The sequence below is a fragment of the Desulfobacterales bacterium genome, assembly GCA_028704555.1.
In the GTDB taxonomy this organism is placed as follows: Bacteria; Desulfobacterota; Desulfobacteria; order Desulfobacterales; family JAQWFD01; genus JAQWFD01.
Genome location: JAQWFD010000005.1, coordinates 85,608 through 103,538, shown reverse-complemented (window position 1 = coordinate 103,538; position 17,931 = coordinate 85,608). Strand labels below are relative to the sequence as shown.

Genomic DNA, 17,931 nt, shown 5'->3' with positions numbered 1-17,931 from the left:
GGGGGCCGCCCCTACCCTTTCGAGTTGCTATCCTTTTTTTTACCCAGTCCTCAACACTCAGTCCTGCTCACTTAATTCACCGCCATCATGGCCCTGGCATAAAATTTTTCGATATACTCTTTGACCATGCGTCGTGATGAAAACTGCGGGGCGCAGCTTTTGATGGATTCTTTCATGACCCGGACCCATTCGTGGCGTATCCCCTTTTCAGAGACCTTGTAATACATGGGGATGATCCGGTTTTCCAGCAGGTCGTAGAGGGCTTCGGCGTCCGCCTTGTCTCTGTCTTTATCATCACTTTTCGACCCGAAGGACCAGCCGTTTTTGCCGTTGTAGCCTTCCATCCACCACCCGTCACAAATGCTCAGATGCGGTACCCCGTTGAGCGCCGCCTTCATTCCGCTGGTTCCGCTTGCCTCCATCGGGGGGATGGGATTGTTCAGCCACACATCCACGCCATGAACCATATATTGGGCGAACTGCTCGCCGTAATTTTCCACAAATGCAATGCGCCCGCCCATCTCCGGATCACGGGCGGCATTGAATATCCGCTGCAGAATTCGTTTTCCCGGGTCATCGGCCGGATGGGCCTTTCCAGCAAATATGATCTGAATGGGTTTCCAGCGGTCGTTGAGCATTTTTTTCAACCGATTCGTGTCATAAAAAATCAGATCCGCCCGCTTGTACGTGGCAAATCGCCGGCCGAAACCGATGGTAAGCACCGATGGATCCAGAAATGTTCCCCCGGGTACCAGCATGGACGGACTGACATGATCCCTGGCCCAGCGCTGACGGGTCTGATCCCGGATGGCATCGATGAGTTTAATTTTCAGCCAGTAATGAGTCCGCCACAGTTCATCATCCGGTATTTCCTCGATCAGTTCCCAGATATACTGGCTGTCATGATCATCTATCCAGTCCTGACCGAAATATTTATTAAACAGTAAATGCATTTTGGGCTCAATCCATTTGGGCAAATGAACCCCGTTGGTGACATAATCGATGGGAATGGCCTCTTCAGACACCTGAGGCCACATACACTGCCACATCCGACGTGTCACCTGCTGGTGTTTTTTACTGACACAGTTTCTAAAACCCGACATCCTCAATGCAAACGCCGTCATATTAAACCCTGCTGTCGGATTTTCAGGATGGATTCCCAGCTTCATGAACTTATCGTGATCCAGCCCCAGAGAGGGCCAGTAGGAACTGAAATACTTTTCGAGAAGATGAAACGGGAACACGTCATGGCCGGCCGGAACCGGCGTATGGGTCGTAAACACGGTCGTCTGCCGAACATTTTCCGCCGCTTCTTCAAAACTCATGCCTTCGAGAATCCGATCCCTGATCCGTTCCAGAATTGCAAACGCCGGGTGGCCTTCGTTCAGATGAAGAATGGAATGTTTGATTCCCAGCTTTTCGAGCACCTCTGATCCGCCGATCCCGAGAACGATTTCCTGGCGAAGCCGCTGCTCAAGATCACCGGTATAAAGGCGGGATGAAATGCCATGGTTCCAGGGGTCATTGATTTCAATATCCGTATCCATCAGATACAGGCACACCCGGCCCACTGAAATTTTCCATACCGCCACATACACCTCCGGCTGGATCAAAGGCACCTTGACCAAAAGCTGCTTGCCGTTTTCGTCCAGTACCCGATAAATGGAAGCTGCATCCCGGTCCAGAATCTGATCAAAATTCTCCTGCCATCCATCTTCCCGAATCCGCTGATACAGATATCCTTCCGGATACATGAATCCAATGGCCGTCAGGGGCAATCTCAGATCGCTGCTTTCCTTGATAAAATCCCCGGCGAGAAATCCCAGTCCACCGGCATAAAACGGCAGGGAATGATGCAGGCCGTATTCCGCGGAAAAATAGGCGATTCTGTGGGTTTCGATATCCACAGGTTTGTCGCGGATACTGCATTTCTGTTCCAGAATTTCCCTGCGGAATTTATCAATTACCACGTCATAATGACGAAGGTATTCCAGGTCATTTGCAAATATATTCAGTGTTTCTGCCGAAAGCTCGCTGAGCATTTTTACCGGATTGTGCATGTTTTTTTTCCAGGTCTGCCGGTCAATTTTTTTAAACAGCATACGGGCTTCCGGATGCCAGCTCCACCACAGATTCGCAGCGATTTCCCCGAGTCCGCTGAGACGGGGAGGCAGATTGGTAAAAATATTCTGAGTAATATCCATAACCAGTTTCCCTTTCATTAAAAACGCAAAAATCCATCCCTGACGATTCAAGACGCTTGCGACTCAATAGCCTCGACTCTTGTAACTCACGCCTGCTGGGCCTCACGGCTGTTCCGGCTTGCGACCCACGACTGTTTTTAACTCACGACTCACGACTGCTTTTGGCTCACGACTGTTTTAGCTGCCCGGCGACTTTCTCAGTAGCTTTTCTGACACGTTCCGGATCTCCCAGATAATAATGCGTGATCGGAGACAGATGCTGCTGATCCAGTTCATAAACCAGCGGAATGCCGGTGGGAATGTTCAGCCCGGAGATGTCCTGTTCCGAGATATTATCAAGATGTTTGACCAGTGCCCTGATACTGTTGCCGTGGGCGGATATGATGATTCGACGTCCCTTTTTCAAAGCCGGCGCTATGGCCTGGTGCCAGTAAGGAAGCACCCGGTTCAGTGTGTCTTTGAGGGACTCGGTTGCTGGCAGAACCTTGAAATCCAGTCCGGCATATCGCGGATCGAATCCGGGATGCCTTGGGTCCTGAGCATCCAGTGCTCCCGGCGATATATCATAACTTCTTCGCCATGTATGCACCTGCTCCATTCCGTATTTTTCGGCTGTTTCCCTTTTGTTCAGCCCCTGGAGTACGCCATAATGACGTTCATTCAACCGCCATGAAACGTGAACCGGAATCCACATCAGATCCATATCATCCATCACAATCCACAGCGTTCGAATCGCACGCTTTAACACCGAGGTATAGGCTTGATCAAACACATATCCAGCGGTTTTGAGAGCCTCCGCCGCATAATGGGCCTCTTCGATACCAAGATCGGTCAGATCCACATCGGTCCATCCCGTAAATTTATTTTCCAGATTCCAGGTGCTCTGCCCGTGGCGTAAGAATACAAGTTTGATCATTTCAAAAATCCTTCAAGAAAGTGACCGTTTGACAGACAGGACATATGCGTGTTTATGGGAATAAATGGTAAAATAACTGATACCATCATTTTCATCGAGAACGTTCGAGATGTCAATCCGTATTTGGTGTCAGAATGAAGTCAGGCAGCATTGAGACACCCATTTCACATCCATCCGGGTAAGCGCGGCTTTACCCCTGACGGTCATATCACTGATAAAGCGGAACTGATCCCTTCCGTCCACCGGATAGGCTTTCAACCGATAATGCGTCCCCCATGGCTTTTCTGAAACCATCACGACGACCGGCTTTTCCAGCATGGTGTACGGACTGGTCAATGCCACATCATACAATTTCTGTCTGACCTTACCGGCATCATGGGCAGGATGAAGATAAAAATCGGCGATACATTGGAGATCCCTGTGTCCGGAATTGGCATTAAAAATGTTGGTATTCCATATTTTCGTGTGTGGAATGATGACCACGGTATCATCAGGCGTCACCATTTTCAGTGTTCTCAACCCGATGGATTTTACCTCTCCATATGCCCCGTCAATTTTCACCCAGTCGCCGGGGCGGTAAGGCTGTTCATAAATGGTTACAATTCCTGCAATCAGACTGCTGACATAGTCTTTGAAAGCAAAACCGAGTGCCAGCCCTGCGACGCCGAATATCGCCACAAGATTCTGCAAGGTGGGCTTGATCACAATCGGAATGATCAGCCCAACGGCCAGTATCATGACAAGCAGCCTTAAAAACGGCACCGAGGAGAGAATCAGGAGCCGTTTTCGTCCGGGAACTTTCTCCGCAAACCAGGGAATGAGCCGCTCCATAAGAAAAATAATCAGCCAGGCTGAACCGATAATGAACAAAACCGTAAAAATGTTGACCATATTAAATTCAGCAAGCAATTCAAGCAGCGTGGTGTTATTTTCCATAGCGATCCTCACTTATCGAAGCTACGAAATGTCGCCCGTTCCATCCTTTTGGCCTCTGACCGCTTTCCCCTAAATCGAGTCCACCAGGTATCCCTCATTACTCAGAAACCGCCGTACCGCCGGATATCCGATTGCCGTTGCATACCATCGGTTTTTATTCTGATAAATCAATCCTTTTGATCGCAGATACATGATCGCCTGCATCACATCGCTGTCAGACATCGGCAGCAAATTCGCCAGCAGCCGGGCATCGAGCTCCCCGTGAATCATCAGACAGTGAAGCACAAGCAACTCATCATGCGTTACGCCATCTGAAACTGCCGGCAAGGTGAGCTGGGACCATGGGTCCACCCATATGGTTTGTTTAAACAAACTGTCGGTTTCCAGATCGGTCCGTTCTTCATCCGGACCATATCTCAGGCTGTATCGCCAGATATCCCATGCGATGCCGGCAATCCCGCGGCTGTATGCTGCCAGGTGAATCAGAAAATTGCTTGATTCTGTAGGGGAAGCATGATCGGCTGATTCTTCTTGCTGATGCTCCGCTTTAAGGGGGAGAACATAGTTTCCATTATTCGATTGTCTAAAGACGAGGCGATCGCCCCCGGCACCGCAGGCAAGCCTGCAAAACCACTGTTGAAGTTTTTCCTGATCAAATGCTTCAAGGACAAAAGGTACAGGAAAAAGCCTGTCCACACCCAACGCTTTGGACAGGTAAGCCCAGGCCCAGCTGTCGCAGCCGATGAGGCAGGGGCAGGAACAGGATAAAACGCTGTCAATCAGCTGCCGGATCATTGACAGGCCGTTGAAATGGCGAAGAAAAAACCGTTCAAGGCAGGGAATCACCAACAGATTCCCTGAATTATCAATCTGTCCGGAAACATCATATCCCTTGCCGTGTATTAACTGCTCCGGCACCGGCGCTTCGATGATTCGAAAATTGCTTTGCTTTGCCCAGATGACAAGCGCCTGTGTGAGTCCACTGTATGGGACTTTCAAAAAAACCCGGAGGAGAGTTTCGCTCTGCCGGTTCTGAAGCCACTCGTCCAACGACGAATTCAAGGAGGTTGCGCATTCAGTCCAGTCCGGTTCCGGGGCGGCTTTATCTTTAAGGCGGGACGGGGCCGATCTGAGATGCTGTTCCAATTTAAAAGGTTCTTCTTTGACAGGTTTTCGGTGGATTTGTTCCACAAATTTAGAAAACCTGCCTCGCACGGCTTGCGCCGCCGGTTCCGGTGGCTTCTTATACTGATCCAAACGGATAAAGTTCCAGAGCTGAGAAGGCGGATTGTCTGTAATGGGAACCTCCCTCATATCTGAAGAATGGGTTAGCGGATTAGCGCCCTTGCGGGCGGACTGAGGAGCGCTATCGCTTGAGGAGTACTTCGCTTGAGGCAAAAGATAAAAAACAAGAAGCTTTTATCTTATAACATCCTCAAACAAGGGCGCAAAGCTCCCACCCCTCAGGCACTCAGTCCTTTTTTCCGGACTCGCTCATAACTTCGGCCATAGTGCCGGAGTGTAGCCGCAGAGTCCCGCCCGTTCCCGGCGTACGACATTGCGCGAGCCGGGGAAAAGATGCCATGAATGAGCGGGACGGAGTACTCGCCAACGTGGTCGAATTTATGATCGAACCCTGAAGTTAGAGCCAGGTTTTTTTTTTGAAAAACAGAAGCATCACCAGGATAATGGCCGACATTACCAGCCATACCGAGAGATATCCCCACCGCCATTCAAGCTCGGGCATGTATTTAAAATTCATTCCGTAGACTCCGGCCACAAACGTGATGGGGATGAATATGGTGGCGATGATGGTCAGAACCTTCATGACCTCATTCATTTTGTTACTCAAGGTAGAAAGATAGATATCGAGCATTCCGGAAAGAATATCCCGATAGGACTCGATGGTATCGATAATCTGGATCGTATGGTCATAAACATCGCGAAGATAAACATGGGTGGTGTCATCCACCAGATCCGTATCCGCTCTGGCAAGGTTATTGACCATCTCTCTCATGGGCCAGATCTGTTTTCTCATCAATATCATCTCCCGTTTTAATTCATGAATGTTTTCTATTGTACCGGCAGCGGGAGCAAAAATAATCTCTTCTTCCAGGCATTCAATTTTTTCGCCGATCACCTCCAGAATGGTAAAATACTGATCCACAACGGCGTCTATCAGACAATACGCCAGATAATCCGTTCCGGCATTCCGAATCCGGCCCTTTCCTTTTCGAATCCGGTCCCGGACACTGGAAAATACATCCTTTTCAACCTCCTGAAAGGACAGGATATAATCCTTTCCAAAAACCAGGCTCACCTGTTCTGCAATCACCTCGTTTTCTGTTTCGTCAAAATACAGCATCTTGAACACGACATACAGATAGTCATCAAAATCCTCTGTCTTGGGCCTTTGTCCGCTGTTCATCACATCCTCGAGGGTCAGCGGATGGATATGAAACAACTGACCGATGCGGTCGATGATCCGGGCATCATCAATCCCGTTTACATTGATCCATTTTGTGCCAGATTCGGATTGGACCGGCAGATAATCATCAATCCTTTCGAGAACTTTTTCTTCAATCTGGCCTTCGCCATAACGAATCAGAGATATCTGGGCATGTTCGGTTTTTTTTTCGCCGACATGGACAAGTGCTCCCGGTGCAAGCCCTCTTTTTTTCGATATTTTATTAATAATTCTCGTCATGGGCTGTTTCTCCCGGCTTGTGAAATTGGGTTGGTTGACGGGCCCCTTTACCCGACGGGCGGACACGGGGGGCCACCCCTACACCCGCACAAGTTGGTGCTTTTTTTATTCAGTCCTCAGTCCTCTGACTTCTGACTTCTGACTTCTGACCCCTCACCCTTAATCAGTTTCAGCTTCAGCTGCCGTTTATCATCGTTTGCCGCATAAACGGTACTGGATGGGAAAGCAAACTCAATGCCCTCGGCATTGAACTGTTTCAGAATTTCAAGGCAGGTTCGTTGCAGCCATTCCTGATAATCCCACCAGTTCGGGGGATGGTACCATGCGATGACAAAAATATTCAGGCTCCAGTCATTGAACCCGTTAAAATAAACCTTCGGCGGCAACGCCTCGTTCATGCCTTCATGATGATCCAGAAGATTGCGGATAATTTCAACGGCTCTTTCCACTTTCTCCGGCGGGGTGTCATAGGTGATGGTTATGTTGGTCATCCAGCGCAGGTTCGGTCTTTTTCCGATATTTTCTAGCGCGGAGTTCACTATCTTTTCATTGGGGATGGTAACCAGGCTACCGGTCATGTTCCTGATTTTGGTGCTTCGGAAACCGACATATTCCACGGTGCCGTCAAAGCTGTCGATAACGACGCGTTCACCGACCTGAAACGGCTTGTCAAACAGGATCGTCAGAGTACCGAAAAAATTGGCAATGGAATCCTTGGCTGCCAGAGCAACCGCCAGGCCACCAATCCCGAGAGAGGCCAGCAGCGGGCCGATCTGTACCCCGGTCAGGTTTTGAGCAATCAGGATAGCGCCAATCACTATAATAAATACTCTCAGGGTCTTTCCCACAATCGGGATCAGCATCTCATCGACATTGCTGCCGGTCCTGAACGACCACTTTTTCAGCTGGACATCAATAATATTGACCAGTCGGAGTATAAACCAGAAGATGGCTATAATACCGCCTATATCCGCCGCCTTTTGAACCACTGTCAAGAGGATATTGGCACCCTGTCCCGTTTTAAAATGGACAATCAGGGGAGATATTGCACCATAAATACCGTAGACCCATATAAACAGAGAAAGCGGCCCGGCCATCGCATCGAGAATCAGTTTTTTCCACGACACCTGATCTTCTTCCTCAACGATTGCCTTCAGAATTCTTCGTATCATGAAGCGGAAAATACGGTCGATCAGAATCACAATAAATAAAAGGATAAAGCAAACTATCAGGTTCAGTCCCGTAATACCGTAAATTAACTCGGCATTGATCCACTTGCCAAACCGGGATGATGCTTTTGATCCGATCTGTTCTATGCCCCTGCCGATGGTTTCACCGGCTTTATCCAGCTGCTTGCGCTGCCCGGAAATAACCTCATCCAGTGACGGGACCGCAGGTTTTCCCTTTTCCACGGTTACCGCTGTCTGCCCCTGTCCCGGATTCTGAGCCGCAGCAGTAAAGGGCAGATGGATGCAAAATACGATTGCAGTAGCAATGAAAAATGCCGTCAATTTCTTCTTCGATACTCTCATAAGGAGCGCTCTCCTAACTTACTGAAATAGCTGGTGATTGCAGATATTGAGAAAACCGGTCCCTGATTATCCAATATGAAAACTGTAGCCACGGTGTTATACGTTTGTCAAACGGTATCTATTTTTTGTTTAGTGTTGGACAATCGAGACGTTATTGTTTATAACAACCGCATCCGGCAAATCGGATTTAGTTAGTATATGAACAAATCCAATGCATTATTGATTGTACATAATAATTATTCAGATATGAGATCTCAACATACCGGCATGCAAATCTGCCAGTGCGTTTCGTATCAATGAAATAAGGAGTTATACATGGGAGGATTATTCGGGGTTGTTTCAAAAGAAAACTGTATAATGGATCTGTTTTACGGAACGGATTATCATTCCCATCTGGGAACGAAGAGAGGCGGGATAGCGGTATATAATGCCAACGAATTTTCCAGATCGATTCATAATATTGAAAACGATTATTTCAGGTCCAAATTTGAATCCGATCTGCCCGGCCTGAACGGCAATATGGGCATCGGCGTCATCAGTGATTACAAATCGCAGCCCCTGATCATCGGATCCCACCTGGGACCGTTCGCCATTGTCACCGTCGATAAAATCAATAACATCGAAGCGCTGGCCCGTGAACTGAGCAATCGGAAAATGCATTTTTCCGAAATTTCCAAAGGGCAGATCAATCCGACCGAGATGGTGGCCATGCTGATCTGCAGCGAAGATTCATTTGAAAGCGGCATTCAAAAAGCACAGGAATTGATTAAAGGTTCCTGCTCGATCCTGCTGTTGACGAAAGATGGAATGTATGCCGCCAGAGACAGGCTCGGCAGAACGCCGATTATCATCGGAAAAAAGAACGGTTCCTTTGCCGCATCATCAGAGTCCTGCGCGTTTTCCAACCTGGAGTATGATATTGACCGGTTCCTTGGTCCCGGAGAAATCGGTTTTCTTACCGCAGACGGCTATGAACAGAGAAAAAAGCCGGGTGACAAAATGCAGATTTGCTCTTTTCTCTGGGTCTATTACGGCTATCCGGCGTCGATCTATGAAGATATCAATGTTGAAGCGGTAAGATACCGATGCGGCTGTGCGCTGGCAAAAAATGACGATATTGACATTGACTATGTGGCAGGCATACCGGATTCAGGCATAGGCCATGCCATCGGGTACGCCAACGCAAGGCATATCCCCTACATGAGGCCCTTTGTAAAATATACCCCGACATGGCCCAGAAGTTTTATGCCACAGAACCAGAACCGACGGAATCTGGTTGCAAAAATGAAGCTGATCCCGATCAGGCACCTGATCGAGGGCAAAAAGATTCTGTTCTGTGAAGATTCCATTGTCAGGGGCACCCAGCTCAAAGACAACGTCCAGAAATTATACGATCTCGGCGCCCGTGAAGTTCACATGCGCCCGGCCTGCCCTGCCCTGATATACCCATGTAAATTTTTGAATTTTTCCGCTTCGCGCTCCACCCTTGATCTGGCGGGGCGAAAGGTTATTCTGGAACTTGAAGGCCGTGAGGACAACCATCTGAAAGAATACGCAGATCCGGATTCAGAAAAAAACCATGCCATGTCGGCCCGAATCCAGGAAATGCTTAAACTGACGTCGTTGAAATATCAGAGGCTCGATGATTTGATTCAGGCCATAGGCCTCCCGAAGGAAAAACTATGTACCCATTGCTGGGACGGGTCCAGTTATTTCTAAGACTCACGGCTGAAGGCAGTATGACACGCGAAAACGGTTTTAAAATCTGACCGGCTGCCATGTTACGGAAAGGGCCTTTCTTCTACCCGCTTACTTGACGTACTGTTTAATCATGGAAAAAAGTTTTCCCGTATCCGCAAACGTTCCAAAATGGGTATATTCAATCAATCCGTTATTTCTGACGATCATCGTAAACGGGGTTTTTGGCTCACCCAGCATTTTATGATTTTCATACCTGGGATCTTCAATGACAGGATATTGAATATTTGCCTGTTTTTTCAGATAAGCCGTTTCCATGGGCGTTGCTCCGGCTGCGATAGCAAACATTTTCACGGCGGCGCCCAGCTTTTCATTTTGTTGAATCATTTTAAACAGCTTGTTATTCCTTGGAAACTGGATATGACATTGGGGACAATACACCCCGACGACCTCTATGAGCATGATGCTGCTTTTGACCTGGTCGATGGTAAAGGTATCCGCATTGCCAATACCCAGATAAGTACGCTCTTGTTCAGATGCCGGTGATGTAAGTGTCAAATTCGGGAAAACATACCCCTTGGCGGGAATATTTTCTGAAAACGCGGGCGCTGCAAAGGTATTCAGCAAAATAACGCCGATACAAATCAACTGTAAACCAAATGAAATAATATTTTTTAACATGGGCCATCTCTCCGCATCATCAAAATGAAATTCATATTGTGCATCCATCGCAGTCAGTACAACTGTAAACATAAGCAGTTTACCATATTTAATGAAATGGGCAAATCAATAATTTTGTTTAAAAAGGCACCTCAACTATCGGAAGTTATTCATGGTCCAGCGAAATTTGTGAATGGTTTTTAACCGCCGCACGCAAACAGCGTACCTGTTTTTTTTCCATCTTCATTCGGCCAGCTCCCTTCCGATACCTGAATAATCTTCAACTCCCCGTTATTGCAATATTTTTAACCGATTTAAATATGATGAACCCGTAAAAAGTACCCACACCCCCTCGTTCCCGCGACGGCGGGAATTCAGAACGTTTTGAAATGACTGGATTTTTTATTTCAGGTGAATGATAAATGAGGGCTGAATATGACTTTTTTCAAGGCCGTCAAATATAAAATACCAATTTTGACCCGGTAATAACCAGTCAATTTTTTAGCATATTTATATTGATTTTGTCATACGATCACGATAACTTTATCTGTTTAAAAACTGCTCGATTATCGAGCGGATGGTTTTTCAGACAGTCCGCATAATAAATCGGAATCAATTGAAGGGCCCCGGCAAGACTGCGTTGTTTGCCGCGAGCCTAACCAGATGATTCACTAACTGACGAGGAGTACTATGCCAAAACGAGACGACATCAACAAGGTACTTATCATCGGATCAGGTCCTATTATCATCGGTCAGGCCTGTGAATTCGATTATTCCGGCACCCAGGCCTGCAAAGCGCTTCGGTCGCTCGGATATGAAATCGTTCTGGTAAATTCAAATCCTGCCACCATCATGACAGATCCGAGCATAGCCGATGTAACCTATATAGAACCACTGAATGTCAAGTCATTGACCCGGATTATTGAAAAAGAACGTCCGGACGCGCTGCTTCCCAATCTGGGAGGGCAGTCGGCCCTGAATCTGTCTTCGGAACTGGCAAAAACAGGGGTACTCGACCAGTACGGCGTCAAGGTGATCGGGGTAAACATCGACGCCATTGAACGCGGAGAAGATCGAACCGCCTTTAAAAATACCATGGCGCGACTCGGCATTGAAATGCCTGAAAGCACTGCGGTCAACACTGTGGAAGACGCTGAAAAGGTGGCTGATGAGCTCGGATATCCGGTTGTCATCCGCCCGGCCTACACCATGGGCGGTACCGGCGGCGGCCTTGTCTATAATGTCGAAGAGCTCCGGACCATCGCCGCAAGAGGCATAGCCGAAAGCATGGTGCATCAGATTCTGGTCGAAGAATCGGTACTGGGCTGGGAAGAGCTGGAACTGGAAGTGGTTCGTGATGCCAAAAACCAGATGATCACAGTTTGTTTTATTGAAAATGTCGATGCCATGGGGATTCATACCGGAGATTCATTCTGCACCGCCCCGATGCTGACCATCGATGAGGCGCTTCAGAAAAAGCTTCAGAAATATGCCTATGACATTGTCGAAGCCATCGAGGTGATCGGTGGGACCAACGTCCAGTTCGCGCATGACCCCGAAACAGGCCGGGTGGTCATCATTGAAATCAATCCCAGAACGTCCCGGTCATCCGCACTGGCCTCAAAGGCTACGGGATTTCCGATAGCCATGGTATCATCCCTTCTGGCAGGCGGTCTGACCATGGATGAAATTCCGTACTGGCGAGACGGATCACTGGAAAAATATACGCCGTCCGGAGATTATGTGGTCGTAAAATTTGCCCGTTGGGCATTTGAGAAATTCAACGGGGTCAAAGACCATCTCGGTACCCAGATGCGTGCGGTAGGCGAAGTGATGAGTATCGGCAAAACCTATAAGGAAGCGTTTCAGAAAGCGATCCGATCGCTTGAAATCGGCCGAAGCGGACTTGGATTTGCCAAAAATTTTCATAAAAAATCTCTCAGCGAATTAATGGGGATGCTCAATATCCCTTCCAGCGAACGGCAGTTCATCCTTTATGAAGCCCTGAGAAAAGGCGCTGACATTCAGGCGCTTTATAAAAAAATCCATATTAAGCCCTGGTTCCTGCAGCAGATGAAGGAGCTGGTGGAACTGGAAGAAAAAATTATCGCCTTCAAGGGGCAATTTCCTCCGGATGATCTGTTGATTCAGGCAAAAAAAGACGGATTTGCAGACAAGTATCTGTCCCAACTGCTGGGTATCGCGGAAAAAGACATCCGTGAAAAACGCAAATCACTCGGGGTTGAAGAAGCCTGGGAGCCGGTTCCGGTCAGTGGGGTTGAAAACGCGGCCTATTATTATTCCACCTACAATGCCCCTGACAGAGTTGAGGTCAGTGACCGCAAAAAAGTCATGGTGCTTGGAGGCGGCCCCAACCGGATCGGTCAGGGCATAGAATTTGACTACTGCTGCGTGCATGCCGCCCTTGCCATCCGGAACGCCGGTCTGGAATCCATCATGGTCAACTGCAACCCGGAAACCGTCTCCACCGATTATGACACATCAGACAAACTGTATTTTGAGCCACTGACCGTTGAAGATGTGCTCAGCATTTATGAAAAAGAAAAGCCCGACGGGGTCATTGTCCAGTTCGGCGGACAGACACCGCTCAACCTGGCCGCGGAACTGTCAAAGGCCGGGGTCCATATTCTGGGAACGACACCCGAAACCATCGATATGGCTGAAGACCGGGAACAGTTCAACACAATCATGAAAAAACTGGGCATCCCGCAGCCGGATTCCGGAATGGCCAGCACCCTGGAAGAGGCCGTTGCCATTGCCGACCGGATTGAATACCCGGTGCTGGTCAGGCCCTCTTATGTGCTGGGCGGACGGGCCATGGAAATCGTTCACGATGAAGAGATGCTCAAACATTACATGTCTGTCGCTGTGGATGTATCTCCGGATCGGCCCATTCTGATCGACCAGTTTCTGGATAACGCCATCGAGGCTGAGGCCGACGCCATTTCGGATGGAACAGATGCCTTTATCCCGGCGGTCATGGAGCATATCGAACTTGCCGGTATCCATTCAGGAGATTCGGCCTGTGTCATTCCTCCGATCAGCATCCCTTTGAAGCACATTGAAACCATCTGCGATTATACCCGGAAAATTGCTGTTGCAATGAATGTCGTGGGACTGATGAATATTCAGTATGCGATTTACAACGACCGGGTTTATATTCTGGAGGCTAACCCAAGGGCGTCAAGGACCGTACCGCTGGTATCCAAAATCTGCAATATTCCCATGGCGCGCCTGGCCACCCAGATCATGCTCGGAAAAAAGCTCTCCGATCTTAACCTTGAAAACAAGCCAATTCCTCATTTCGGAGTCAAAGAAGCCGTTTTTCCGTTTAATATGTTCCCTGAGGTTGATCCGATCCTCGGACCCGAAATGCGATCTACCGGCGAAGTGCTCGGGATGGCGGATTCATTCGGCCTTGCCTATTACAAATCCCAGGAAGCCACGCAAACCCAGCTGCCCCTGGAAGGATCGGTCCTGTTTACCATTGCCGAACGAGATAAAGACCGAGCCGTTGTTCCGGCTCAGCTTTTCAAGGATCTGGGATTCAGGATACTGGCGACAAAAGGAACCCACAGTTTCCTGACTGAACATGGAATCGAAGCGGAACTGATTCATAAGGTGGGGTATGGACGCCCGGATCTGGTCGATGCCATCAAAAACGGAGATATCAATCTGGTTGTCAATACGCCCAGCGGCAGGCAGAGCAAAACCGACAGTTCCTATATCCGAAAAACCGCAATCAAATACAAAATCCTCTATATCACGACCACCTCGGCAGCTCACGCGGCGGCAAAGGGAATTGCCACCAGACAAAAAGGCCTGGAAACGTTAAAATCCCTGCAACAGTATCACGCCGGGATAAAATAGAGAATTGAGGACTGAGGGCTGAGTAAAAAGGATGAAAAACTCGTTGGTGCAGGGGCGGCTCCCTGTGTGGCCGCCCATCGGGTAAGTAGAAGAGGCTTTCAGGTTCTTGAAAAAGAGCCGGGATGGCTCTTCTGCTTTATTCTGAAGACCTCTGCGCCCTGACGACTCATCAATTTCCCGGCTGCCGATTCCCGACTCATGGCTGAGTGCTTTGGACTACGGATGGGGAATCCGTTTCAACCGGATAACGGATCTTCCCGCATCGAGAAACGGAAGGCTGTAGGTCTGGATATCAACGGAAAAGATATCGTCCGCAAAGGTAATATTTTCACCGGCCGTGATGTCCATTTCCATCTCCATCCCTTTGAGTGCGATTATGGTTCCCTCCCCTGCCAGCATGGGGATTGCCATGGCAACAAAATCATCCAGCCGGGTAAGTGCCCGGCAGACGATCAGATCAAACGCCGGGGCGCTGCCGGGAGCTTTCGCAAGCTCCTCTGCCCGGATGTGACGGGCTTCTATTCCTTTCAGATCAAGGAGGCGGATGATGTGCTTTAAAAAATTCACTTTTTTTCGGGAAGCATCGATCAGCGTAACAGACAGGGACGGGATCATTATTTTAAAAGGTATTCCCGGAAAACCGGCACCGGAGCCGATATCCAGCAACGAGGCTTCAGATGGAAGAAACCGGGTGGGAATGATTGAATCCAGAAAATGTTTAACGGCGATTTCCGTTGGTTCCGTAATCGCCGTTAAATTTTTTTTCCGGTTCCAGGTAATCAGTTCCCGGGCATAAACATCAAATTGCGCTGCCTGAGAGGGGCTGATATCAATATGAAAGTCTTTTGCGCCGTCTGCAATGAGACGTTTCCATGTGTCTGATCCGATTAACATTTACCTGCTTTGCTTCTCCTCCGCGGCGGAAGATCCGGAATCCTCGAAATTCATCGTAATCACAAGCTCACTGCCTGCATTCATAGACATTTTGGCATTGGGGTATCGTTTTTTGAACACATGAATCATGGCAAAGTTTTCCCGCAATACCGTGGCAACAAAACCTTTGTAATCATTTTCCCTGGCGATAATTTCCAGCTTTTCCAACAGATAGGAGCCGATACCCATCCCCTGGTAATCTTCCCGGATAACAAAGGCCGCCTCCGCATAATCATCATTATCCCGGGCATATGAACCCAGGGCGACAATTTCCTTATAACCTTTCGCCTGAACAATACCGATGATCGACATGTTTTTGCGGTAGTCCACGCTGGCCCACTGCTGCTGAACCACCTCGTGAGAAAAAATTTTCATTTTGTAAAAAAACCGGTAATAAACCGTTTTTTCTTCGAGCGAATAAAAGAAATTACGGTATTCCAGCTCATCAGACGGAAACAAAGGACGAAATTCGACCACGGTTCCATCTTTGAGTTCGAAAGTGCTTTTATATCCTTCGATAAAGATCAGATCATCCTGAGACGGCGGAAGCTGATCAGCAAAGATATACCTCCGTTTTTTGGCAAACTCGATCAGGTCTTCACGGAATTTCGGATGCGCCACCTGAGCCAGTTCCATAACCCGCTGATAGATCCCTTTGCCCTGAAGTTCTGCAATTCCGTATTCGGTCACGACAAAATTGATATCACCACGGGTAGTGGCCACACCGGCCCCTTCGCTTAAATGAGATACGATACGTGACACTTCACCGTTTTGCGCCGTGGAAGGAAGGGCGATTATGGAAAATCCGCCTTTTGACATGGCACTGCCGCGGATAAAATCAACCTGATCACCAATACCGCTGTAAAACAGATATCCCATGGAATCGGAACAGACCTGACCGGTCAGATCCACTTCGAGGGCCGAACTGATGGAGATCAGATTATCATTTCGTGCAATCACCGTTGGATCATTTACAAACTCGGATGACCGAAAATAAAACATCGGATTATGATCCAGATACCGGTACAGTTTCTGGGAGCCCATAGCCAGTGAGGCAACCGCTCTGCCGGGAAGCAATGATTTTTTTTTGTTGGTGATCACCTTTTTTTCAAACAGGGGAAGAAATGAATCCGTAATCAGCTGGGTGTGAATCCCGAGATCCTTTTTTTTATCCAGATATTGCAAAATAGCATTGGGAAGATGGCCAAAGCCGATCTGAAGCGTAGCGCCGTCAAAAACCAGCTGGGACACATAGTGACCGATTCTTCGGGCCACTTCGTTTTCCTTGATAGTCGGCAGCACCTCAACAAGCGCTTCCTGATGAAATACAAAATAATCGATATCGTCTACATGGACATATCCTTCTCCGGATGTTCTCGGCACTCTGGGATTGACCTGCGCAATGACCATTTCGGCATTTTCCATACCGGATTGCGTAATATCCACGGAAACCCCCAGACTGCAGTATCCGAAACGGTCCGGAGGGCTGACCTGTATCAACGCCACATCCAGCCCGATGTTCTTTGTGGAAAACAGTCTGGGGATTTGAGACAGGTATACAGGTACATAATCGATCTTTCCCTCAAAAGCCGCTTTCCGCATGGAGTTGCTGATGAAAAACAGTTTTATGTTAAAACGCCTGAGAAAAGACGGATCATCCACAAACTGAGCCAGCGTTGAAGACAGCATCTGAAAAATCATGATATCCTGAAGATTTTTATCCCGAACCATGGCCCTGATCAAATGCTGAGGCTCCCCGCACCCGGTTCCGATAAACACCCGGCTGCCTCTCCGGATCTTCGACACGGCCTTTTCGGCAGACACCACTTTACGAGGGCAATATTCAAGTAAATCCATACGGTTTTTTTCTCCAAACCCGTCAAGGCTGATGGCAAAAAAATAAAGACAGGAATGCTCGGTATTTTCTCTCAGTTACAAAGTGACGGCGAAACGCATCTTACAGGAGCGCCCCCCACTGACCACTGACTTCTGGCAAAACTATTTTTTGAAAAACACATATACTGACAAAATGAACAAAATCAACGCAAAAATTTTTTTAAAATACGCTATCGGAACATATTGAACCAGGTGCGCACCCACCTGTGCTCCGGCAATTCCTCCGAGTCCCAGTAACAGTCCCGCCCGGTAATCCACATTGGCCAGTTTATTGTGTGCAATCAACGCAGATACCGATAGGATCACAATTGCCAGAAAAGACGTCCCCACTGTTTTCTGTGCGGAAAATCCCATATACAGCAGCAGCGGAACCATCAAAAAACCACCGCCAAGCCCTGAAAAAGAGGCACAAAGCCCCACTCCGACCCCGCTGGCGACAAGCACCAGCATGTTTGGATTTATAGCCATCAATCGATCCTTTTTCACATATTCAAATCATATCCTTTGCTTTTAATCCGGCAAGGATGGATCCCAATAACATCTTCAGATAATTCCAGA

Annotated in this window: 12 protein-coding genes; 2 read left to right on the top strand and 10 right to left on the bottom strand. The window is 48.3% G+C overall.

Going from position 1 to position 17,931, the window contains the following annotated elements; all coding sequences use genetic code 11:
* Positions 1–71: 71 nt before the first annotated feature.
* The 6 genes from glgP to PHQ97_03600 form a co-directional block, all read right to left on the bottom strand.
* A complete protein-coding gene (gene glgP / locus PHQ97_03625; GenBank protein ID MDD4391823.1) occupies positions 72–2,204 on the bottom strand; it encodes an alpha-glucan family phosphorylase in 2,133 nt (710 codons plus the stop codon).
* Between the two features lie 166 nt (positions 2,205–2,370).
* On the bottom strand, positions 2,371–3,120 hold the full coding sequence (gpmA, locus tag PHQ97_03620; GenBank protein MDD4391822.1) for a 2,3-diphosphoglycerate-dependent phosphoglycerate mutase: 750 nt from the start codon (positions 3,118–3,120) through the stop codon (positions 2,371–2,373).
* Positions 3,121–3,249: 129 nt separating this feature from the next.
* The gene (locus PHQ97_03615; protein MDD4391821.1) at positions 3,250–4,056 is read right to left on the bottom strand and encodes a mechanosensitive ion channel; all 807 of its coding nucleotides are present in this window, start codon (positions 4,054–4,056) and stop codon (positions 3,250–3,252) included.
* Between the two features lie 69 nt (positions 4,057–4,125).
* Positions 4,126–5,247, bottom strand: a complete 1,122-nt coding sequence (locus PHQ97_03610; protein ID MDD4391820.1) for a hypothetical protein — start codon at positions 5,245–5,247, stop codon at positions 4,126–4,128.
* 451 nt (positions 5,248–5,698) lie between these two features.
* Positions 5,699–6,763 carry a magnesium/cobalt transporter CorA gene (gene corA, locus PHQ97_03605; GenBank protein ID MDD4391819.1) on the bottom strand — a complete coding sequence of 355 codons (1,065 nt, stop codon included), beginning with the start codon at positions 6,761–6,763 and terminating at the stop codon, positions 5,699–5,701.
* A 116-nt stretch (positions 6,764–6,879) separates the two neighbouring features.
* Positions 6,880–8,295: a mechanosensitive ion channel family protein gene (locus PHQ97_03600; GenBank protein ID MDD4391818.1), complete on the bottom strand. Its 1,416-nt coding sequence runs from the start codon at positions 8,293–8,295 to the stop codon at positions 6,880–6,882.
* Between the two features lie 315 nt (positions 8,296–8,610).
* Between PHQ97_03600 and PHQ97_03595 the strand changes: the two genes are divergently transcribed.
* A complete protein-coding gene (locus tag PHQ97_03595) occupies positions 8,611–10,014 on the top strand; it encodes an amidophosphoribosyltransferase (GenBank protein MDD4391817.1) in 1,404 nt (467 codons plus the stop codon).
* Between the two features lie 90 nt (positions 10,015–10,104).
* On the opposite strand, the gene PHQ97_03590 is transcribed toward PHQ97_03595, so the two are convergent.
* Positions 10,105–10,674 carry a hypothetical protein gene (locus PHQ97_03590; protein MDD4391816.1) on the bottom strand — a complete coding sequence of 190 codons (570 nt, stop codon included), beginning with the start codon at positions 10,672–10,674 and terminating at the stop codon, positions 10,105–10,107.
* A 669-nt stretch (positions 10,675–11,343) separates the two neighbouring features.
* On the opposite strand from PHQ97_03590, the gene carB reads away from it, so the two are divergent.
* On the top strand, positions 11,344–14,544 hold the full coding sequence (carB, locus tag PHQ97_03585; GenBank protein MDD4391815.1) for a carbamoyl-phosphate synthase large subunit: 3,201 nt from the start codon (positions 11,344–11,346) through the stop codon (positions 14,542–14,544).
* A gap of 216 nt (positions 14,545–14,760) precedes the next feature.
* Here the strand turns inward: carB and rsmG are convergent, their stop codons facing one another.
* The 3 genes from rsmG to PHQ97_03570 all read right to left on the bottom strand — a co-directional run bounded on the left by rsmG (position 14,761) and on the right by PHQ97_03570 (position 17,841).
* Positions 14,761–15,438: a 16S rRNA (guanine(527)-N(7))-methyltransferase RsmG gene (gene rsmG / locus PHQ97_03580; protein MDD4391814.1), complete on the bottom strand. Its 678-nt coding sequence runs from the start codon at positions 15,436–15,438 to the stop codon at positions 14,761–14,763.
* A complete protein-coding gene (locus PHQ97_03575; GenBank protein ID MDD4391813.1) occupies positions 15,439–17,334 on the bottom strand; it encodes a GNAT family N-acetyltransferase in 1,896 nt (631 codons plus the stop codon). It lies immediately after the preceding gene.
* Between the two features lie 141 nt (positions 17,335–17,475).
* Complete coding sequence (locus tag PHQ97_03570) at positions 17,476–17,841, bottom strand: sulfite exporter TauE/SafE family protein (protein MDD4391812.1); 366 nt, start codon at positions 17,839–17,841, stop codon at positions 17,476–17,478.
* Positions 17,842–17,931: the final 90 nt, after the last annotated feature.

Coding starts and splice junctions, on each gene's coding strand:
- glgP (MDD4391823.1), bottom strand. CDS start 2,204: ATGGATATTACTCAGAATATTTTTACCAATCTGCCTCCCCGTCTCAGC.
- gpmA (MDD4391822.1), bottom strand. CDS start 3,120: ATGATCAAACTTGTATTCTTACGCCACGGGCAGAGCACCTGGAATCTG.
- PHQ97_03615 (MDD4391821.1), bottom strand. CDS start 4,056: ATGGAAAATAACACCACGCTGCTTGAATTGCTTGCTGAATTTAATATG.
- corA (MDD4391819.1), bottom strand. CDS start 6,763: ATGACGAGAATTATTAATAAAATATCGAAAAAAAGAGGGCTTGCACCG.
- PHQ97_03600 (MDD4391818.1), bottom strand. CDS start 8,295: ATGAGAGTATCGAAGAAGAAATTGACGGCATTTTTCATTGCTACTGCA.
- PHQ97_03595 (MDD4391817.1), top strand. CDS start 8,611: ATGGGAGGATTATTCGGGGTTGTTTCAAAAGAAAACTGTATAATGGAT.
- PHQ97_03590 (MDD4391816.1), bottom strand. CDS start 10,674: ATGTTAAAAAATATTATTTCATTTGGTTTACAGTTGATTTGTATCGGC.
- carB (MDD4391815.1), top strand. CDS start 11,344: ATGCCAAAACGAGACGACATCAACAAGGTACTTATCATCGGATCAGGT.
- rsmG (MDD4391814.1), bottom strand. CDS start 15,438: ATGTTAATCGGATCAGACACATGGAAACGTCTCATTGCAGACGGCGCA.
- PHQ97_03575 (MDD4391813.1), bottom strand. CDS start 17,334: ATGGATTTACTTGAATATTGCCCTCGTAAAGTGGTGTCTGCCGAAAAG.
- PHQ97_03570 (MDD4391812.1), bottom strand. CDS start 17,841: ATGGCTATAAATCCAAACATGCTGGTGCTTGTCGCCAGCGGGGTCGGA.